Origin of the sequence: Novosphingobium sp. B1 (assembly GCF_900176395.1) — a bacterium.
GTDB lineage: Bacteria > Pseudomonadota > Alphaproteobacteria > Sphingomonadales > Sphingomonadaceae > Novosphingobium.
The window spans coordinates 243,459-264,121 of sequence record NZ_FWXL01000001.1; the positions used below are offsets into that span (position 1 = coordinate 243,459).

Sequence of the window (20,663 nt, forward strand, 5' to 3'; positions counted from 1 at the left end):
AGCAGGTTGGTTGCACATCTTTGCGGTTCTACCTTGTCGTTCGTCACCGGAGATAAGCCGGGACGATCGCAGGAGACAGGAACATGAAGATATTCGCATTTGCGGGTCTGGCTGTGGGGCTGGCGTTCAGCGTCCCCGCAGCGGCGATCGAGCATTCGACCATCATCGAGCATCCCGCTGGGCCGATCACCGCCGATTACACCGGCGCGACCCGGGTTGAGATGAAGCAGGTTGGCACTGCCGGCGGGGCTGGGCGGACTTCATCGCTCAAGTGCCAGTGGTCGATCTCGCTGTCGGTCGAACGCAGCGCACAAGTGGGCGCAAGCCTGCAGGCAAGACGGTCCATGGTGCGCGATGAGGTGCTGACCGGATCATCGCCGGGATGGTGTTCGGAGCGAGGCAACGGCATCGACAAGATCGTTGAAGCGCGGCGGGACACGCTGCGCAGTGCCATGATGGCGATGGTTGCGCAGGATCGCGATGTGATCCTCGTTGAAGCAGAAGGTGCCCGCGCAAGTCAGCGCAAGGGCTGAGGAGACAAGAAGACATGACCGGTATCCACCGCCGCCTCTGGCTGGCACTCGTCGGCGCGAGCGCTGCTGCTTTCGCGTCACAGGCTCAGGCACAGTCGGTGGATGCCGGGGTTGAGGGAACGACCGACGAGGTGCGCCGGGGCCTGAGCTGGAGCGACGGTGAGATTTCCGGCTCGGCCGATGCCCGCGTTGGATTCGGCGGTTTCGATGCCGGCGTGCGCGTGGCGATGTTGCGCCAGTCCGATCGCCATGCCGATGCCGATGCGGTTGCCGACCTTACGCTGGGGAAGGATTGGGAGGCAGGGGCCTTCACGGTGCGGACCGAAGCCATCGGCCACGTCTTCACCAACGCCGACAGCAACATGAACTATGGCGAACTGGGCCTGGGCGCGCGCTATTCGATCGGGCCGCTGCAACTGGGCACGATGGCCTGGTATGCGCCCAAGCAGGAAAACATCGGCGGTGACAACCTGCACCTGCGCGCGACCGCCGATGCCGGCCTTCCCGGATTCCCGGTCTCGGTATTCGCTGCACTGGGCTATACCACCGGCGACACGCGTGATTTCCGTTCGGCGCGATTGCGCCCGGCGGGCGATTACACCGATTGGAAGATCGGTGCGGAATATTCGATGTTTCCGCTCACGATCGGCGTCGATTACGTCGGCACGGACATCAACACCGACGCTGTCTCGCTTTCGCCATTTGCCGACCTGAAGCATGCTGGAGATCGTGTGCTGGCAAGGGTGCGCGTCTCGTTCTGATCCGCCCGGATAAAGAAAGCCCCCGCGGTTGCAGGGGCTTTCCGGACTTCTGAACCTTTGGTCCCCGCCGCCAGCGGCGATGGGGCGGAATGGATCAGATGTTCTCGATCATGTGTTCGGCCGAGCTGACCTTGAAGTCGCCCGGAGCTTCGACGAACAGCTGCTCGACGACGCCATCGTTGACGACCATCGAGAAGCGCTGACCGCGCTTGCCCAGGCCGAATCCGGTGCCGTCCATGGTGAGGCCAAGAGCTTCGGCGAGGTCGCCGTTGCCGTCAGCCAGCATGGTCACGTCGCTCGAACCCGAAGCTGCGCCCCATGCCTTCATCACGAAGGGATCGTTGACTGCGGTGCAGGCGATCTCGTCGATGCCCTTGGCCTTCAGATCGGAGGCCTTTTCAACGTAGCCTGGCAGGTGCTTGGCCGAGCAGGTGGGGGTGAATGCACCGGGGACCGAGAACAGCGCAACGCGCTTGCCCTTGAAGTAGTCCGAAGACTGCACGGCTTCGGGACCTTCAGCGGTCGCCTTGACGATCTTGACGTCAGGCAGCTTGTCACCAACAGCGATTGTCATCCCCATCTTCCTTTCGATTGGCCGGGCGAGGGCGCCCGGACGAGTATGGCGGGATGGATATAGGGGCGGCGCGGTGGTCTGCAACAGCGTGCCGATGCGGTAATCCCCAATGGCGATATAAAGACATCTTTATATTAAGTTTGCAGACAGGGGCAGGGCACGCTATGGGGCCGGCAGAAGCGCGCCGGTACAGTGGTCTGCCGCGCAGATGATTTTTCAGGAGAAACGCTCGTGGCCAGCGTGCTTGACGCCAAGAACGACTATGTGATCGCCGACATCGGCCTTGCCGATTTCGGTCGCGCCGAAATCAAGATTGCCGAAACCGAAATGCCGGGTCTCATGGCCCTGCGCGAGGAATTCGGCGCGTCGCAGCCGCTCAAGGGCGCCCGCATCACCGGCTCGTTGCACATGACGATCCAGACCGCAGTGCTGATCGAGACGCTCGTTGCCCTCGGCGCCGAAGTGCGCTGGGCCACTTGCAACATCTTCTCGACCCAGGACCACGCCGCTGCCGCCATCGCCGCTGCCGGCATCCCGGTCTTCGCGATCAAGGGCGAAACACTCGCAGAATACTGGGACTACGTCGGCTCGATCTTCGACTGGGGTGACGATATCACCGCCAACATGATCCTTGACGACGGCGGCGACGCCACGATGTTCGCGCTGTGGGGCGCGCGCGTCGAAGCCGGCGAGAAGCTTTTCGAGCCTTCGAACGCCGAGGAAATCGAGTTCGTCCGCGCGCTCAACGCCTTTCTCAAGAAGAAGCCGGGCTATCTCACGCAGTCGGTCAAGAACATCAAGGGCGTCTCGGAAGAGACGACCACCGGTGTCCACCGCCTGTACCAAATCGCCAAGGACGGCAAGCTGCCGTTCCCTGCGATCAACGTGAACGACAGCGTCACCAAGTCGAAGTTCGACAACCTCTATGGCTGCAAGGAATCGCTGGTCGACGCGATCCGTCGCGCAACCGACGTGATGCTCGCCGGCAAGGTTGCCTGCGTTGCCGGCTTCGGCGATGTCGGCAAGGGTTCGGCTGCCTCGCTGCGCCAGGGCGGCGCGCGCGTGATGGTCACCGAAGTCGATCCGATCTGCGCGCTGCAGGCGGCGATGGAAGGCTATGAAGTCGTCACGATGGAAGAAGCGGTCAAGCGCTGCGACATCTTCGTGACCGCGACCGGCAACGAGGACGTGATCACCGCCGAGCACATGAAGGCGATGAAGCCGATGTCGATCGTCTGCAACATCGGCCACTTCGACAGCGAAATCCAGATCGCCGCGCTCGACAACTACAACTGGACCGAAGTGAAGCCGGGCACCGACCTTGTCGAGTTCCCCGACGGCAAGCAGATCATCATCCTTGCCAAGGGTCGCCTCGTGAACCTGGGCTGCGCCACCGGCCACCCGAGCTTCGTGATGTCTGCCAGCTTCACCAACCAGACGCTGGCGCAGATCGAGCTTTTCACCAAGGCCGAGAACTACAAGAACGACGTTTACGTGCTGCCCAAGCACCTCGACGAAAAGGTGGCTGCGCTTCACCTTGAGAAGCTGGGCGTGCAACTGACCAAGCTGAGCAAGAAGCAGGCCGACTACATCGGCGTGCCCGAAGCCGGTCCGTTCAAGCCGGATCACTACCGCTACTGATCGGGTAACGCACGGCAGAAGAATTGGGCGGCGCGGGAAACTGCGCCGCCTTTTTCTTGGGCGAGCCGATGTCCCGTTTGCAATTCACCGCATTGTAATTCCCGGGTCCACGCCGTAGCGATGACGCGATGCCGTTGCTGAACCAGACCGCCATGATCGCTATCGGCCTGCTGCTTGCCGTCTGGACGGTGGGGGCGGCTTGGCTGGTTATTGATGCGCGGCGTCGCGCGCGCAAGGGCGAGGCGGTTCAGCGCCAAGCGCGCAGACTGGCGCGCATGGTCGACGAATCGCCGGCGCTGCCGCTTCTGGTGCGTGCCGATGGCCGCATCGAAGGGCCGGCGCGCCTTGCCGGCTGGCTAGGGCTGGATGCGATGCCCGGCTATCTTTCGGAACTCGACAGCGATGGTCGCGGGCTTGACGAAATCCAGCTCGCACGCCTCTCGGATGCCGTGCGACGGGCGCAGAAGACCGGGGCACCCTTCCGCATGGGGTTGAAGCCCCGTGGAGGCAGCCGAAACCTGGCGGCGCAAGGCCACCTTGCCGATCCGCAGGTATCCCCGGGCGGGGCGGCACTGGTCTGGTTTTTCGACTTCTCGGAAAGCGAGGACGAGCTGGTGCGGCTCCGCGAGGAGACGGGGCAGGTCAAGGCGGACTTCGCCGGGCTTTCCGGCCTGATCGAAGCGGCGCCCTTGCCGATGTGGTTTCGCGGGCCGGATCTGAAGCTGCGGCTGGTCAACAGCGCCTATGTTCGCGCGGTTGGCGCCCCCAACGCCGACGCGGTGATCGCCCAGGGCATAGAGCTGATCGAGCCGGTCGATGGCAAGAGCGCTGCGCAAGTCGCAAGGCAGGCGCAATCTCGCAAGGTCCCGGTCGAGCGCTCGCTGCTGGCCACGATCAAGGGACAGCGCCGCGCCGTTCGCGTGACCGACCTGCCGCTGGGCGAGGAAGGCATTGCGGGGTACGTAGTGGACATCGAGGAAATGGAGGAACTGATCCGCCAGTTCCGCCGCTTCCGCGAGGCGCAGCGCGAGATGCTTGATACGCTCTCGGCAGGGATCGCGCAGTTTGACGAGAAGCGGAACCTGGTTTTCGCCAACCAGCCGTTCCTGCGCATCTTCGGCGTACCGCAGGCGTGGGTGGTGGATACCCCGCCGTTCGACCGCGTGATTGACCGGATGCGCGATGCCGGGCGCCTGCCCGAGGTGCGCGATTTCCCCGAATGGCGGCGCGAGCGGCAGGCGTGGTTCCTTTCGCGCGTGCCGATGGAGGAATCCTGGCACCTTTCGGACGGCACGCATCTGCGCGTGGTGGGCCAGCCCATGCCCGATGGCGGTCTGCTGATGATCTTCGAGGATCGTACCGAGCAACTGCAACTTTCGGCCACGCGCGACACCTTGTTACGCACCCGCACCGCGACCTTCGACAACCTGTTCGAATCGCTCGCGGTGTTCGCACCCGATGGCAAGCTGCAGCTCTGGAACCGCCGCTTCGCCGAAGACTGGGGCCTTGAGGACGAATTCCTGACGACGCATCCGCGCGTCGATGTCCTGTTGAACAAGCTGGCGGGGCAGCTCAAGCGGCCGGCCCAAATCGGCACGATCGCGCAGGTGATTCAGGGGGCAACGCTGGAGCGCAAGCAACGCGGCGGCAGGCTGGCGCTGGCCGATGGACGGCATCTTGCCCTGGCGGGCGTGCCGCTGCCCGATGGAAACGGCATGCTGACCGTGCTCGACATCACCGACAGTCAGAAGGCGGAAGCCGCGCTGCGCGAACGCAACGCCGCGCTGGTCGAGGCCGACGCGGTCAAGACGCGCTTCATCGCCAACATGAGCTATGAGTTCCGCACCCCGCTGACCTCGATCGGAGGCTTCGCCGAACTTCTGCAAAGCGGGATCGCGGGCGAGTTGACCGAGCAACAGAACGAGTATGTCGCCGCCATCCTGTCGTCGGTCGAACGGCTTGGCGAGCAGATCGAGAACGTGCTGGACCTGTCGCAGAGCGAAGCGGGCACGCTGCCTCTCGCGCAGGACCCCGTGGAAATCTTCCCGCTCCTGACCGAAGTGGTGACCGATCGTGCCGACAGGCTGGCCGCTGCGGGGCTTTCGCTGGATTTGCGTGGTGACAAGTCGGCAGGCACGGTCAAGGGCGACGCCCGTCGTCTGCGCCGCGCATTCGGCCAGTTGGTCGACAATGCCATTGCCGCAACGCCCGAAGGCGGACGCATCCTGGTCGAGACCGGGCGGCGCAAGACTGGCGGAGTGCAGGTCGTGGTGTCGGACAATGGCCGGGGCATGGAACCTGCCGTGCTGGCGCGCGCGATGGAGGGCCTCAAGGTCAGCGCCGATGGCAAGACCGTGGAGCGACGCCAGGGTCTGGGCCTGCCCCTGGTGCGGCAACTGGTGGAGGCCCATGGCGGAACGCTGGAACTGATGTCGGAACCTGGCCTTGGCACCAGTGCCATCGCGGTGCTGCCATGATCGTCGATTTGCCGGACCATGCCGCATCGGCCGCGCTGGCGGCGCGTATTGCCGCCGACTTGCGCGCCGGGGATGTCGTCGCGCTCTCGGGCGGACTTGGCGCTGGCAAGACCACCCTGGCGCGCAGCATCGTGGCAGCGCTGGGCTATCAGGGCGAGGTGCCAAGCCCAAGCTTCGCGATCATCGAAACCTACGATCCGCCTGCGGTCCGCCTGCCGCTTGTCCATGCCGATTTCTATCGTCTGGAAGACCCGGCGGAAGCAGACGAGATCGGGCTTGACGATTACCGCTTTGGCGCAGCCATGCTGGCGGAATGGCCTGATCACGCCGGCGGATTTACGCATGAGCCGGGCTGCCTCTCGATCGTGCTGGAATCCACGGAAAATGGCAGGCGGGCCATTGTAACGCCGGGGCGCGATTGGCTAGAGCGAGGTTCATGGACCTGACCATTCCCCCGGGCGCGGACGCTTTCCTCACGCAGGCAGGCTGGGGCGGCGCCACGATCGAACCTCTTCCGGGGGACGCATCGTTCCGCCGCTACTTCCGCATCCGCCGTTCGAACGGCAACGCCATGCTGATGCATGCGCCGCCGCCGACCGAGGACCCGGAGCCGTTTCTGCGTTCTGCCAAATGGCTAGATGCCAATGGCATGCGCGCGCCGCATGTGCTGGCCGAAGATGCGGAACAGGGTTTTGTCCTGCTCGAGGACTTCGGTGAAATCCGCATGCGCGAGTACCTCGACGCCTGGCCGCAGGACGAGGACGAAGTCTATCGGCGCGCGATCGATGCCCTGCTGCAATTGCGCAAGCTGCCGCCGGGCCCGTTTACCGGCTACACGCTCGCCGAATACCAGCGCGAAGCCAAGCTCTTTATCGACTGGTTTGTGCCGGCGCGGCAGCTTTACGTGGACAGCCGCACCTGGGCCAACGCCTGGGAGCAGGTCCTCATGCGTCTGTTGCCGCGCCAGCGCCCCGGCGTCACCGTGCTGCGCGATTACCACGCCGAGAACATCATGTTGCTTGGTGGACTCGACAAGCAGGGCCTGCTCGATTTCCAGGACGCGCTGGTTGGCCATCCAGCCTATGATCTTGTCTCGTTGCTGCAGGACGCCCGGCGGGAAGTATCGCCCGACCTCGAACAGCGCATGCTGGCCTACTATTGCGAGCGCAGCGGCGAGGGCGACGAATTTCTGGCCGACTACGCCGTGCTCGGCGCGCAGCGCAACGCCAAGATCGTCGGCATCTTCGTCCGCCTGTGGAAGCGTGACGGAAAGCCGCGATATCTTGATTACATTCCGCGCGTCTGGGCCCTGATGGAACGGGATCTGGCCCATCCTGCGCTAGCCCCCGTCGCCGAATGGTTTGAAGCCAACATCCCGGCAGATTTGCGCGCGGCACTGGGAGGCCGGTTCGAGGCATGAGCAGACCGCTTGCCAGCGATGTTGCGATGGTTCTTTCCGCAGGCCTCGGCAAGCGGATGCGTCCACTTACCGCATCGCGCCCAAAGCCGCTGGTGCAGGTTGCCGGGAAGCCGCTGATCGACCACGCGCTTGACAAGCTGCAAGAGGCTGGCGTCTCGCGCGTGGTCGTCAACGTGCACTACCTTGCCGACGCGATGGAGGCCTATCTTTCGCGACGCACTGCGCCTGAAATCACGATCTCCGACGAGCGCGACGAGTTGCTGGAAACGGGGGGCGGCATGGCCAGGGCGCTGCCGCTGATCGGGACGGACCCGTTCTTCTGCCTCAATTCCGACAACATATGGCTTGACGGGCCGCGCAATGTCTTCGCGCATCTTTCGGACCATTGGGACGCCGGGAAGATGGACGCGCTGCTGCTGCTGGTGCCGCATGCCCGCGCATTCAATTACCGCGGCAAGGGCGATTTTCACATGGATGCGCTGGGGCGCATATCCCGCCGCCGCACCGGACGGGTCGCGCCCTTCATCTACAGCGGCATCCAGATCGTCTCGCATCGCCTCTTGCGCGATTGCCCGGAAGGACGCTTCGGCACGATGGTGCTGTGGCAGCGCGCGATGGAGGAAGGGCGGCTCTATGGGCTGTCGCACCTGGGTTTATGGTACGAAGTGGGCGAACCGCAGATGATCGCCCCGACCGAGGCCGCGCTGCAGCGCGATTGAGATGACCGCAGGCTCCCATCGTCCGCGGGTCTGGTCGATCGCGGCGCATCGGGGCTTTGCCGATGCCCTCGTCGCCGGCCTGATCCCGCGCTATCGCGAAGACCGTTTTGGCCTTGCGCGGCTCACGCTGCTCCTGCCCAGCCAGCGCGCGATACGCACCGTTACCGAAGCGTTCGTTCGCGCGAGCGGCCATGGCCTCCTGCTGCCGCGCATGGCCGTCGTGGGCGATCTCGACCTTGACGAAACGCTTGGCCCCCTGCTCGACCCGATCGGTGCGGGCACGGACATTCCCGAGGCCGTGGACCCGGTCTATCGCCTGCTGCAACTTGGTACGCTTCTTCGCGCCGAACTGGCTGACGAGGCACCGGGCGAAGCGGCGTTGCTGCGCCAGGCGCGCGGCATTGCCCAAGGCATCGACCGCCTGCTGGTTGAAGGCGTACAGCCGCAGGACATGCTTTCCGAAGACGTGCTGGGCTTGTCGTCAGAACTTTCCGAGCATTGGCGCGAGAGCACGCGCCTGTTCGCGTCGGTGTTCTTCAAGTGGCAGGATCATCTGGCCGGGATCGGCAGGATCGACGCGCCGGAGCGGCGGAACCGGTTGCTTGCCCATGCGGCACAGGTCTGGAGTGAGCGGCCCCCGGCAAGGCCGATCGTTGCGGCGGGCGTCACTTCGGCCTCACCGGCAGTCGCGCGGCTGCTGCGGGTGGTTGCAGAACTGCCGGATGGCGGTGTGATCCTCCCCGATCTCGACATGGGGCTTGAGCCAGAGGTCTGGGATGCTCTGGGATCAGCAGGCGGGCCCGATGGCGCGGTGTTCGAGCGGGGCGATGTCGTCACGCACCCGCAGTATCATCTCAAGCTGTTGCTCAACCGGATGGGCATTGCCCGAGGCGAGGTCGAGCCTTGGCACCGCTCGGGCATGTCACCCGCGCCGCCGGAGCGCAGCCGCGCGATCTCCAACCTGTTCCTGCCGCCCGAGGCAAGCGCGGCCTGGGTTTCGCTGGAGGCGCGTCAGCGCCGGTTGTCGGGCGTTCGCGTGATGGAAAGCGCGACGCCGGAAGAAGAGGCACAGGCTATCGCCGTGCTGGTGCGCGAGGCGCTGGCCGAGCCCGAACGCCGCGTTGCCGTGATCACGCCTGATCGCAGCCTTGCCTCGCGGGTGGTGGCGCATCTCGGGCGCTGGAACATCGGTGCCGACGACACCGCAGGACGCCCGCTGCCGCAGACAGCGGCGGGTCGTGTCCTGCTCCAGCTTGCCGAAGTGGTGGCCGAACGCGCGGCGCCCGTCGCGGTGCTGGCGTTGCTCGGCCATCCGCTCGTCAGGCCGGGAGAAGGCCGGGCGATCTGGCTGGAGCGGGTTCGCCAGTTGGACCTGGCCCTGCGCGGACCACGTCCCGGTCCCGGCCTCGCGGCGATGCGTGGCAAGGCCGAGGAATTTGACCGGCGCTACCCCGGCTTGGCCGATTGGTGGTCCCGCGTCGAAGATCTGCTGTTCCCCATTCTCGCGCTTGAAGGCGCGGTCCCGCTCGATGCCGTGCTGGTCGCGTTGGCCGAGGCGGGTGAGGCACTGTGCGGACAAGGTCTTTGGGGGCAGGCAGATGGCCGCTGCCTTGCACAGTTCGTGGAACGCTGGCGCGAAGCGGCGACCGAAGTGCCGGTCCTTGTCGATTGCGAAGACTTGCCTGCGCTGCTGCGCGATGCCATGGAGGAAGTCTCGGTGCGGCCGCCTTACGGTGGCCATCCGCGGCTGGCGATCTACGGCCTGCTTGAAGCGCGCATGAGCCGCGCAGATCTGGTGATCTGCGGCGGGCTGACCGAGGGTAGCTGGCCGGGTACTCCCGCACCGGATCCCTTGCTCGCTCCGGCAATCCTTCGCGCACTCGGCATTCCTGGCGCGGATTTCCGCATCGGCCTTTCGGCACACGATCTTGCTGCGGCGCTTGGCGCACCTGAAGTGATCTTGAGCCATGCCCATCGCGATGCCACCGGGCCGGTCATCCCGTCGCGCTTCGTGCTGCGCATTCATGCCATGCTGGGGGAGAATGTCCGTCGCGAGGGGCGGGCAGTCGCACTGGCCAAGGCGCTTGCCGACGCTGCTCCGGCGCCGCCGCATCCCCGGCCGCATCCGATGCCGAGCGCAGAGCAGCGGCGCGTGCCGATTGCCGTGACCGCGCTCGACCGCCTGCGCGGCGATCCGTACCAGTTCTATGCGTCGGCAATTCTCAGTCTGCGCAGCCTTGACCCGGTCGACGCAGACCCGACGCCGGCATGGAAGGGCACGGCGGTCCACGACGTCCTCAAGGCCTGGCACGAGGCGGGCGGCAAGCCCGGGGAACTGGCACCGCTGGCGGAGCGCATGTTCGATGAAATGAGCGCGCACCCGTTCATGCGCGCGATGTGGAAGCCTCGGCTGATCGATGCGCTGCTTTGGATCGAGGAAGAGACCGATCGTCTTGCGGGCGAAGGGCGCGAAGTGCTGGCGGTCGAGCGCAAGGGCGAGATCGTGGTCGACGGCATCCGCATCCATGGCCGTGCCGACCGCATCGATATGCTGGCGGACGGGACGCTGGCCGTGGTCGACTACAAGACCGGAATGCCGCCGTCCGGCAAGATGGTGGCGCAAGGCTATGCGCTGCAACTTGGGCTGATCGGCATGATCGCCGCGCAGGGCGGCATGGAAGGTGTTTCCGGCGATCCGGCGAAGTTCGAGTACTGGTCCTTGGGCCGCAATGTCGAGCGCGGGTTCGGCTACATGAAATCGCCTGTCAAGGAGAGCGCGCGCCAATCCGGCTTGCCGCTCGAGGATTTCATGCCGGAAACCGAGCGATATCTGCGCGAGGCAATCGCGCGCTGGCTGCTGGGCAGCGAGCCATTCACGGCGCGGCTCAATCCCGATCTGCCCGGATACAGTGATTTCGACCAGTTGATGCGGCTTGACGAATGGCAGGGCCGGGAAGGCGAAGGTTCGGTAAGCGAAGGCGCAGGTGAGGGGGAGGTATGAGCAAGGTTTACCCTCTCAAGGACAACCAGGCGCACGCCGTCCATCCCCAGCGCACGGTCTGGCTTTCGGCTTCGGCAGGCACGGGCAAGACCCAGGTGCTTTCCGCCCGCGTGCTGCGGCTTCTGCTGCAGGACGGCGTCGAGCCGGAGCAGATTCTGTGCCTGACCTTCACCAAGGCCGGCGCTGCCGAAATGGCGACGCGCGTCAATGAAGTGCTGGCAAGCTGGGTGCGCATGCCGGACATCGACCTTGCCGGTCAGTTGAAGGCAATCGGCGCGCCGTTCGGGCCCGAGACAATCGCCCGCGCGCGCAGCCGCTTTGCCGCGGTGCTGGATTGTGCGGGCGGGGGCCTGATGATTGAGACGATCCACGCCTTCTGTCAGTGGCTGCTGGCCTCGTTCCCGGTGGAAGCGGGGTTGCGGCCCGGCACACGGGCGATGGAGGATCGCGATCGCGCGCTTCTGGTGCGGCAGGTCCTGGCCGAACTGCTGGTCGAGGCGCAGGAGCACGGCGACGAGGCGCTGGTCGACAACCTCGCCGTCCTTTCGCGCCGGATGAGCGAGGACCAGGTCGAAAGCTTCCTGCTGCGTTGCGCCGGTGCGCTGGACCTCTGGCAGGGGGCGGGTGCATGGCAGCCACCACTGCGCCCGCGGATCAACCGCATTATCGGTCTGGGTGAGGACGACGGTCCCGACAGTCTGGCGGCGATGTGCGGAGACGATCTGTTCGATTGTCAGTCGGTGCGGCGCTGCATGGAGATGAATGCGGCGTGGGGCACCAAGGGCGGCATCGAGACAGCCAACGCGCTGGGCGATTGGCTGGCCGCATCGCCGGAGCAACGGCTGGCAAGCTTCGCCGCGCTGAAAGGCGCTTTCCTGACCGCCAAGGACGAGCCGCGTTCGACCAGCAATATCGAGAAGAAGCAGCCCGACTATCCGGAATATGCTGCGCGCGTCATCGGGTGCATCGAGGCGGTGAAGGCGCACAAGGCGCAGATCGATCTGGCGGACCTGCTTGATACCGCGCTTTCCGTGGGGCGGCGCTTCGCTCTGGCGTGGGACGCCGCCAAGGCGCGCGAGGGCTTCATCGATTTCGATGACCAGATCCGCACCGCAGCCGAGCTGCTTACCAAGCGCACCAGCGCGGAATGGATCCGCTTCAAGCTGGACCGGCGCTTCGATCACATCCTTGTCGACGAAGCGCAGGATACCAATGCCTCGCAATGGGAGATCGTGCTGGAAGGTCTGGTGTCGGACTTCTTCACCGGCGAGGGACAGCGCGGGCCCGCCGTGCGTACGCTGTTCGTGGTGGGCGATTACAAGCAGGCGATTTTCGGTTTTCAGGGCACCAGCCCCGAGAACTTCGCGCAGGCGAGCCATCGCGTCAGGGAGCAGCTTCAGCAGGTTTCCGAGATTCTGGGCGATCCTGACCGCAAATTGCTTGAACTTGGACTTGGGCAGTCGTTCCGCACCGCGCGGCCGATCCTCGATTTCGTCGATGCCGCTATCGATCACGTCGGGTGGGACCGTCTCGGACTTGATCGCAAGCCCGAGCGACATGTCGGCCTCGACATACCCGGCACGGTCGGCCTGTGGCAGGTCGTGGGCGACGATGTGGCCGACGAGGGTGAAGAGGGTGAGGGCGAAGAAGGCGGCGAGAGCTGGCTTTCGCGCCCCGATCGCAAACTGGCCGACCAGATCGCCCTGCAGGTAAAGGGATGGATCGACAGCGGCTTTCCGCTGGGCAAGGCGGGACGCAACGCCGATGCGGGCGACGTGATGATTCTTGTGCGCAAGCGCAAGGAGCTGGCCGGCCTTATCGTGGCGCGGCTTCATGCGCGCGGTGTGCCGGTGGCGGGCGTCGACAGGTTGCGGCTTGGCGCGCCGCTGGCGGTCAAGGATCTCGTCGCCGCGCTGCGCTTTGCGGTTCAACCGCTCGACGACCTCAATTTGGCCGGCCTGCTGGTCTCTCCGCTGATCGGATGGTCGCAGGAGGACCTGCTCGAGCACGGCTATCGCAAGCAGGGTGTGCGGCTCTGGGACTGGCTGCGCCAGAACGAGGGACCCGCAACGTTCGCGACGATGGAGCAGCTGCGCAGCCTGTTGACGCGCGCCGATTTCGATCCGCCACAAGTGCTGCTGCATTGGCTGCTGGTCGGGCCGTGGGACGCCCGGCGCAAGCTGGTGGCAAGGTTGGGGCGCGAGGCCAACGATCCGATCGACGAATTGCTCAATGCGGCGATGGCCTTTTCAAGCGCCAATGTGCCCAGCCTGATTGGCTTCCTGCAGTGGTTTGACGCAGGCGAGGGCGAATTGAAGCGTGAGGCCGGCAAGGCCGACGGGCTGGTGCGCGTCATGACGGTGCACGGATCGAAGGGCTTGCAGGCGCCCATCGTGATCCTGGCGGACGCAGCCGACGATCCCGATCTGTCACCGCCGCGCGGGCTGGAACTGGCGGAGAACATCCTTGGCACGCTGCGCAAGGTGCCGCTTCCCTCGCTACGCAAGGAGGAGAAGGCACCGGCTGTGCTGCAAGCCGAGGCCGAAGCGAAGCGTGCCGAGCGCGAGGAGCATTGGCGGTTGCTCTACGTGGCGATGACGCGTGCCGAGGAGGCGCTGTTCATTGCCGGAGCAAAGGGCAAGCGCCGCCGCAAGATTGGCGGCGAGTTGCCCGAAGACAGCTGGTATGCACAGCTTGAGCCGCTGTTCGATGCCGACTGGCGCGATGATGCGTTGTGGGGCGCCATGAAGCTGATCGGCGGTCCGCCGGTGCTCAAGGCGGTGCAGGCTCGCCCTGCGGCGGCCACTGCCATGGAGCTGCCAGACCTGTTGCTGACCAGCATCGGGCCCGAACCCCGGCCACCCCGACCGCTGGCGCCATCTTCGCTGGGCGAGGACGATGCGCCTGATCCTCCGGCACCCCCCGGTCCCTTTGCGATGCTCGCCGCGCGGCGTGGGGTGTTGCTCCACCGCCTGATCGAGCGGCTGCCCGAACTGCCGCCTGAGCAGCGCGGTGAGGCAGCTCTGGCGTGGCTGGCGCGCGCCGGTGACGAGTTCGAACTGGCTGAACGGCAGAGCATGGCGCAGTCAGCGCTGAAGGTTCTCGAGCAGCCGGGATGGAGCGATGTTTTCGGTCCTGATTCCCTTGCCGAAGTGCCGCTGGCTGCGGTTGTCGGCGGACGCGTGGTCAGCGGCACTGTGGATCGACTGGTGATCGCGGGTGACCGCATCCGCATTGTCGATTTCAAGACAGCCCGGCGCCCGCCTGCATCGCTTGCAGAAATTCCGCCTGCCTATATCCGCCAGATGGCGGCCTATGTCGCCGCGCTCGAGGCCATCCATCCGGGACTGCCGGTCGAGGCGGCGCTGCTTTATACGCATACGCCCGAACTATTCGTGCTGCCTCCGGATCTGATCGAGCCGCAAAAGCTGCGCCTTGCCGCGGTTCAGGATTCCTTGTCCGGCTGATCGGTTGCGCACTGGCGCCAAGCATCTAGATTGCATTCAACCAAACAGGAGTTTCAAGCGATGTCGACCAAGGCCGTTTCCGACGCCACATTTGCCACCGAAGTGCTGGGCAGCAGCAAGCCCGTGCTCGTCGATTTCTGGGCTGACTGGTGCGGCCCGTGCAAGATGATCGCCCCGGCGCTCGAGGAAATCTCGGAAGAGCTCGCCGACAAGGTGGAGATCGCCAAGGTCGACATCATGGAGAATACCGACATTGCCAGCCAGTTCGGCGTGCAGTCGATCCCGCTGCTGATCCTGTTCAAGGATGGCAAGCCCGTCGCCCAGAAGTTGGGCGCGGCCCCCAAGAGCCAGCTAAAGGGCTGGCTTGAAAGCGTTCTCTGATCCAGCAATTGCCCCCGCGAAAGCGGGGGTTCTTGTATCAGGAGGGCATGCGGGCCAAGCGCTCGGCCAGTTCGTCGAACAGCTTTGGGCTGGCGGCGCCAATCAGGCCCGGCTCAAGATGCCGGTCGACGCGATAGGCTGAACCGTCCGGGCGCGCAGCCTTGCCGCCCGACTCGTTGAGGAACAGCACGCCTGCCGCGTGGTCCCACGCCAGCGTCTTCTCGAACAGCGAGACATCATTCTGGCCAAGCGCGATGCGCGGATACTGCTCAGCTGCGCAACGCGGGATATCCACCAGCGTGTAGTGCGGAGCGATATGCTCAAGCAGCGCGGCGCGCTTTGCCTTGTCGACGAAGACCAGCGAAATGGCGGCGATGGGCTTGTCCCTGCCGCTACCTTGCGCCGTCAGGCGTTCGCCTCCCACCCAGGCGCCCTGGCCGCGATGGGCGGTGCACAGGCGGTCGTTGAGCGGATCGTAGATCCAGCCGGCGACGGTGTCGCCCTTTTCTGCCAGCGCGATCAGGATGCCGAACGGCGGTTTGCCCACCGCATAATTGTTGGTGCCATCGAGGGGGTCGATGATCCAGCACAGCTTGTTGGACAGGCGCTCGAAAATGGCTGGATCGGCGTGCGCCGCCTCTTCACCGACGATGGCCGCTTCCGGCAGGATCTTCGCCAGCCCTTCGGCCAGCATGACCTCGCTCTCGGTGTCGGCGATGGTCACGACATCGTCTGCCGCCTTGTTGCTGACTTCGTCGCTGCCCAGACGCTGATAGTGCTTGAGCAGCGTCTTCTCGGCCGTATCGCGCATCAACGCGGCGACGGCGCTGTCGAGGGCGCGGCTCAAGAGCGGTAGTCCGCGTTGATCGAGATGTAGCCGTGGGTGAGATCGCAGGTCCATACCGTGGCCGATCCCCCGCCAAGGCCGAGGTCAACTTCGATGGAGATCTCGCGTCCCTTCAGGTGGGTCGCAACAGGGCCTTCATTGTATTCCGCGAGCGGCTGGCCATCGCGCGCCGCCCAAGTGCCGCCAAAGCCGATCGACAGCCGATCGCGATCTGCCGGTTCCCCCGCCTTGCCGACCGCCATGACGACACGGCCCCAATTCGCGTCCTCACCGGCGATGGCAGTCTTGACCAGCGGCGAGTTGGCGATGGCGAGACCGACCTTGCGCGCGCTTTCATCGGACACCGCGCCGGTGACCGACACTGCGATGAACTTCTGCGCACCTTCGCCGTCTTTTACGACCAGATGGGCAAGCTGGCGGCAAATGTCCTCGATTGCCGCAGCAAAGGCATGGGCACCAGGGCTGTCGAAGCTGCTCAGCGCTGCGTTTCCGGCCTTGCCGGTGGCGAAGGCCAGCACGGTGTCGCTGGTCGACGTGTCGCTGTCGACGGTGATGCACGAGAAGGTGCGCCGGTTTGCGGCAGACAGGCATTCCTGCAGGAACGCCGGGCTGACGGCGGCATCGGTGAAGACATAGCCGAGCATCGTTGCCATGTCAGGCGCGATCATGCCGCTGCCCTTGATGATGGCGCTGAAGGTGACCCGGACGTCGCCGATCATGGCCGAGGCCGTGGCCCCCTTGGCAAAGGTGTCGGTCGTGCCGATGGTGCGGGCAGCGTCTTCCCACGAGCATTCCTGCGCCTGCAGTGCGGCCTCGATCCCGGCGCGGGCCTTGTCCTTGGGCAGGGGCACGCCGATCACGCCGGTGGAGGATACGAACACTTCCTCGCGGGCGCAGCCGAGATGTGCGGCGACCTGTTCCATGATCTGTTCAACCGCCTCGCGCCCGCGATATCCGGTGAAAGCGTTGGAATTGCCGGCATTGACGACAAGCGCGCGCGCCTTGCCGACTGAAGCATTTTCGCGTCCGATTTCGACCTCGGACGAACAGCAGACGTTGCGGGTGAATACGCCGGCCACGGCCGTGCCTTCCGCCAGTTCCACATAGGTAAGGTCACAACGGCCCCAGTCTTTGTAGCCTGCGCGGGCGATGCGAGGCGAGACGCCGGCGATGGCGGGCAGCGCGGGGAAGGGCGAGGCGAGCGGGGAGACGGCTTCGGACATGCCTCAAGCGCCTAGCGCGCGCGGGCATTCTCTTCAACCGCCGGAATTTCTGCCCATGGGAACGCGACGGGCAGTTGTGTTTTCGTGATGGACGAATGCGCGATCAATCCCTATCTCGTTGCGCGATGCGCATGCTGCTCGTCCTTCTGGCCATGATTACGGGCCTTTCCTTGCCCGAGATGGCGCTTGCCGTCTCGCGGGCGGAAGTGGCGGACAGTGGCATTGCGGCAGCGCCCACGGCATCTGCCGAACAGCGCCAGCAGCGTTGCGTCTGCCGCGGCGGCAGCGTTCCGCAGAAGCGGACGCCATCGCGCCGCAAGACGGTGTGGCTGCCAGCACCGGCGCTGGCAACGGCCTCTGCGATCTTTCTGAGCGACCGCCCGCTCGAATAGCGCGCGTCCGCGCATACCCTTTCCGGCTTTCCATTCGCCACGTGTGCCGCGCAAGCTTGCGCGGCACGGTCCGTGTTACCGTTTCTACAGGATAAATTCGCCCTATGCTCGGCTCCATCGCCAAGGCCCTCTTCGGCTCGTCCAACGACCGCTACGTCAAGTCACTCGACAAGGTGGTGCGCCAGATCGCCGCTTTCGAACCCCACCTCCAGGCTCTGTCAGACGAGGAACTAGCGGCGCAGACGCCCAAGTTTCGCGACATGCTGGCCAACGGCAGCACGCTGGACGACATCCTGCCCGAAGCCTTCGCCACCGTGCGCGAGGCATCGACGCGCGCGCTGGGCATGCGCCACTTCGACGTGCAGATGATCGGCGGCATCGTGCTCCATCGCGGTGAGATCGCCGAAATGCGCACGGGCGAGGGCAAGACGCTGGTTGCGACGCTCGCGGTCTATCTCAATGCGCTGGAGGGCAAGGGCGTCCACGTCGTCACCGTGAACGACTACCTCGCCCGCCGCGACGCCGAGACGATGGGTGTGCTCTACAAGTTCCTTGGCCTGACGGTTGGCGTGATCGTGCCGAACCTCAACGAGGAGCAGCGGCGCGAAGCCTATGAATCGGACATCACCTACGCGACGAACAACGAGCTTGGCTTCGATTACCTGCGCGACAACATGAAGCACGAGCGGAGCCAGATGGTGCACCGCCCGTTCAACTTCGCCATCGTCGACGAGGTGGACTCGATCCTGATCGACGAGGCGCGCACTCCGCTGATCATTTCCGGTCCGACCGACGACAAGAGCGACCTCTACATTTCGGTCGACGCGGTGGTGAAGCAGATCAGCCCCGACCTGTACGAGGCCGACGAAAAGACGAAGAACATCACGCTTACGGAAGACGGCGTGGAATGGGTCGAGCGCGCGTTCGAGGAAGCAGGCCTGCTGGTCGGCTCGAACCTCTACGACGTCGAGAACACGATGGTCGTCCATCATCTCGACCAGGCGCTCAAGGCCAATGTCATGTTCAAGCGTGACATCGACTACATCGTCAAGGACGACAAGATCGTCATCATCGACGAGTTCACCGGACGCATGATGGACGGTCGGCGGTGGTCGAACGGCCTGCACCAGGCGGTCGAGGCCAAGGAAGGCGTGCGGATCGAGCCCGAGAACCAGACGATGGCCTCGATCACGTTCCAGAACTACTTCCGCATGTATCCGAAGATTTCGGGCATGACCGGCACGGCAGCGACCGAGGCACCCGAGTTCTTCGACATCTACAAGATGAACGTCGTCTCGATCCCCACCAACGTGCCGGTGCAGCGCATCGACGACGAGGACGAGTTCTACAAGAACACGATGGACAAGTTCGCGGCGATCGCGAAGCTGATCCGCGAGCGCTACGAGAACGGCCAGCCCGTTCTGGTCGGCACGGTGTCGATCGAGAAGTCCGAGCTGCTTTCGGAGTTCCTCCAGAAGGAAGGCGTGAAGCACAATGTGCTCAACGCCCGCTTCCACGAGATGGAGGCGCACATCGTGGCGCAGGCCGGGCGGCTCGGGGCGGTGACCATCGCCACCAACATGGCTGGCCGCGGCACCGACATCCAGCTTGGCGGCAATGTCGAATTCCGCATCGAGGATGAATTGCGCGATCTGCCCGAGGGGCCGGAACGCGATGCCGGGATCGCCCGGATCAAGGCCGAAGTGGCCGAGGAAAAGGCCAAGGTGCTCGCTGCCGGCGGCCTGTGCGTGATCGGTACGGAGCGCCACGAAAGCCGCCGCATCGACAACCAGCTGCGCGGCCGTTCCGGCCGTCAGGGCGATCCGGGCATGAGCAAGTTCTATCTCTGCCTCGAGGATGACCTGCTGCGCATCTTCGGGCCGGACACGCTCTTTGCCAAGATGATGAACAACAACCTTGCCGATGGCGAGGCGATCGGTTCCAAGTGGCTTTCGAAGGCGATCGAGACCGCGCAGAAGAAGGTCGAGGCGCGCAACTACGACATTCGCAAGCAGGTCGTCGAATACGACGACGTGATGAACGACCAGCGCAAGGTCATCTACGAGCAGCGCGCCGACATCATGGATGCCGAGGCCGTCGGCGATGTCGTGACCGACATGCGCCACGACACTGTGAATGCCGTCGTCGGCGATGCCTGCCCTCCGGGTTCGTACCCTGAACAGTGGGACGTCGAGGGGCTGAAGGCGCGCGTCCGCGACATCCTCGGTATCGAGATCCCGCTCGAGGACTGGATGCAGGAAGAGGCGATCGAGCCCGAGACCATCGAGGAGCGCATTCAGGGCCTTGCCGATGCGCACATGGATACGAAGGTCACCGAGGTCGACGCCAGCGCATGGCGCAGCCTCGAGAAGTCGATCCTGCTCGAGCGGCTCGATCACCACTGGAAGGAGCACCTCGCCACGCTCGACGCGCTGCGCCAGGTCGTATTCCTGCGCGCCTACGCCCAGAAGACGCCGATCAACGAATACAAGCAGGAAGCCTTCGGCCTGTTCGAGAAGATGCTCGACGCGATCCGCGAGGACGTGACCCGCATTCTGATGACCAGCGAGATTCGCCTGCGGCCGGTCGAGGATTTCCAGCTTCCCGAACTGCCGGACTTCCTCACCAGCCATATCGATCCGTTCACCGGTGAAAACGATGCAGCACCGCTCGCACCGGCTCCGGCGACTTTCGGTGCATTCTCACCCCAGTCCGGTGCCGGACTGAGCCTGGCCGATGCGGGTGTCGATCCCTACGCTGGGCAGGGCATCAGTCGCAACGCTCCGTGCCCTTGCGGGTCGGGCCAGAAGTACAAGCACTGCCACGGGGTAGCCGCCTGAGGATGCGGCCCCACCCGATCGAACGCCGAGAGGGTGGGGTAAAACCTTAACCATTTGAACGCGATATGCCTTTTGTTATTGTGCAAATCGCCGTGCATTGCGATTGCGTCGCCAGCCAAATTGGCGCAGAGATGAAAAGAAGATAAAAAGAACAGATCGGGCCGCGTCGTGACTTAATCCGGCGGGGGCTTAGCAAATGAGTTCGAGTTTCAGGGAGAAGCGCAGGTTCCTGCAGGGTGCGGCAAGCATTGCAGTCTGGTCTTCAACCTTCCTTTCGCAAGGTGTCCTTGCGCAGACCCAAGCCGGTGTCCCATTGTCCCGCGACGAGCTGCGGGGAATTACGAACCAGGCACCGACTGCGGCGCCTCGTCTTTCGATAGCCGGCGG

General features: G+C 64.7%; 15 protein-coding genes. 12 read left to right on the forward strand and 3 right to left on the reverse strand.

Features of this window, described 5'->3' with window-relative positions; genetic code table 11:
- Positions 1-83 precede the first annotated feature (83 nt).
- Positions 84-533, forward strand: a complete 450-nt coding sequence (locus B9A23_RS01230) for a hypothetical protein (RefSeq protein ID WP_084276926.1) — start codon at positions 84-86, stop codon at positions 531-533.
- Between the two features lie 14 nt (positions 534-547).
- Positions 548-1,294, forward strand: coding sequence for a TorF family putative porin (locus tag B9A23_RS01235; RefSeq protein ID WP_084276928.1), 747 nt, complete (start codon positions 548-550; stop codon positions 1,292-1,294).
- A 94-nt stretch (positions 1,295-1,388) separates the two neighbouring features.
- Here B9A23_RS01235 and B9A23_RS01240 read toward each other — a convergent pair whose 3' ends face one another.
- The gene (locus B9A23_RS01240) at positions 1,389-1,868 is read right to left on the reverse strand and encodes a peroxiredoxin (protein ID WP_084276930.1); all 480 of its coding nucleotides are present in this window, start codon (positions 1,866-1,868) and stop codon (positions 1,389-1,391) included.
- Between the two features lie 231 nt (positions 1,869-2,099).
- Here B9A23_RS01240 and ahcY point away from each other — a divergent pair, with 231 nt between their 5' ends.
- The 8 genes from ahcY (at position 2,100) to trxA (ending at position 14,974) form a co-directional block, all read left to right on the forward strand.
- Positions 2,100-3,509: an adenosylhomocysteinase gene (ahcY, locus tag B9A23_RS01245; protein WP_139797274.1), complete on the forward strand. Its 1,410-nt coding sequence runs from the start codon at positions 2,100-2,102 to the stop codon at positions 3,507-3,509.
- Positions 3,510-3,637: 128 nt separating this feature from the next.
- The gene (locus tag B9A23_RS01250; RefSeq protein ID WP_084276934.1) at positions 3,638-5,986 is read left to right on the forward strand and encodes a sensor histidine kinase; all 2,349 of its coding nucleotides are present in this window, start codon (positions 3,638-3,640) and stop codon (positions 5,984-5,986) included.
- The gene (gene tsaE / locus B9A23_RS01255) at positions 5,983-6,432 is read left to right on the forward strand and encodes a tRNA (adenosine(37)-N6)-threonylcarbamoyltransferase complex ATPase subunit type 1 TsaE (protein WP_084276936.1); all 450 of its coding nucleotides are present in this window, start codon (positions 5,983-5,985) and stop codon (positions 6,430-6,432) included. The genes B9A23_RS01250 and tsaE overlap by 4 nt, the downstream gene beginning before the upstream one ends.
- Positions 6,423-7,406 (forward strand): aminoglycoside phosphotransferase family protein, encoded by a 984-nt coding sequence (locus B9A23_RS01260; RefSeq protein WP_084276938.1) that lies wholly within the window; start codon positions 6,423-6,425, stop codon positions 7,404-7,406. Before tsaE ends, B9A23_RS01260 begins: the two co-directional genes overlap by 10 nt.
- Entirely contained in the window at positions 7,403-8,125 is a 723-nt protein-coding gene (locus tag B9A23_RS01265) for a nucleotidyltransferase family protein (protein ID WP_084276940.1), read from the forward strand. The genes B9A23_RS01260 and B9A23_RS01265 overlap by 4 nt, the downstream gene beginning before the upstream one ends.
- 1 nt (position 8,126) lies before the next feature.
- On the forward strand, positions 8,127-11,126 hold the full coding sequence (locus B9A23_RS01270) for a PD-(D/E)XK nuclease family protein (protein ID WP_084276942.1): 3,000 nt from the start codon (positions 8,127-8,129) through the stop codon (positions 11,124-11,126).
- Entirely contained in the window at positions 11,123-14,593 is a 3,471-nt protein-coding gene (addA, locus tag B9A23_RS01275) for a double-strand break repair helicase AddA (RefSeq protein WP_084276944.1), read from the forward strand. Before B9A23_RS01270 ends, addA begins: the two co-directional genes overlap by 4 nt.
- A gap of 30 nt (positions 14,594-14,623) precedes the next feature.
- The gene (gene trxA / locus B9A23_RS01280) at positions 14,624-14,974 is read left to right on the forward strand and encodes a thioredoxin (protein WP_254894911.1); all 351 of its coding nucleotides are present in this window, start codon (positions 14,624-14,626) and stop codon (positions 14,972-14,974) included.
- Positions 14,975-15,011: 37 nt separating this feature from the next.
- On the opposite strand, the gene B9A23_RS01285 is transcribed toward trxA, so the two are convergent.
- Positions 15,012-15,785 (reverse strand): inositol monophosphatase family protein, encoded by a 774-nt coding sequence (locus B9A23_RS01285; RefSeq protein ID WP_254894957.1) that lies wholly within the window; start codon positions 15,783-15,785, stop codon positions 15,012-15,014.
- Between the two features lie 32 nt (positions 15,786-15,817).
- On the reverse strand, positions 15,818-17,044 hold the full coding sequence (argJ, locus tag B9A23_RS01290) for a bifunctional glutamate N-acetyltransferase/amino-acid acetyltransferase ArgJ (RefSeq protein WP_084276949.1): 1,227 nt from the start codon (positions 17,042-17,044) through the stop codon (positions 15,818-15,820).
- 131 nt (positions 17,045-17,175) lie between these two features.
- Here argJ and B9A23_RS01295 point away from each other — a divergent pair, with 131 nt between their 5' ends.
- On the forward strand, positions 17,176-17,436 hold the full coding sequence (locus B9A23_RS01295; RefSeq protein WP_139797275.1) for a hypothetical protein: 261 nt from the start codon (positions 17,176-17,178) through the stop codon (positions 17,434-17,436).
- Positions 17,437-17,540: 104 nt separating this feature from the next.
- Positions 17,541-20,276: a preprotein translocase subunit SecA gene (gene secA / locus B9A23_RS01300; protein WP_084276953.1), complete on the forward strand. Its 2,736-nt coding sequence runs from the start codon at positions 17,541-17,543 to the stop codon at positions 20,274-20,276.
- Positions 20,277-20,663 lie beyond the last annotated feature (387 nt).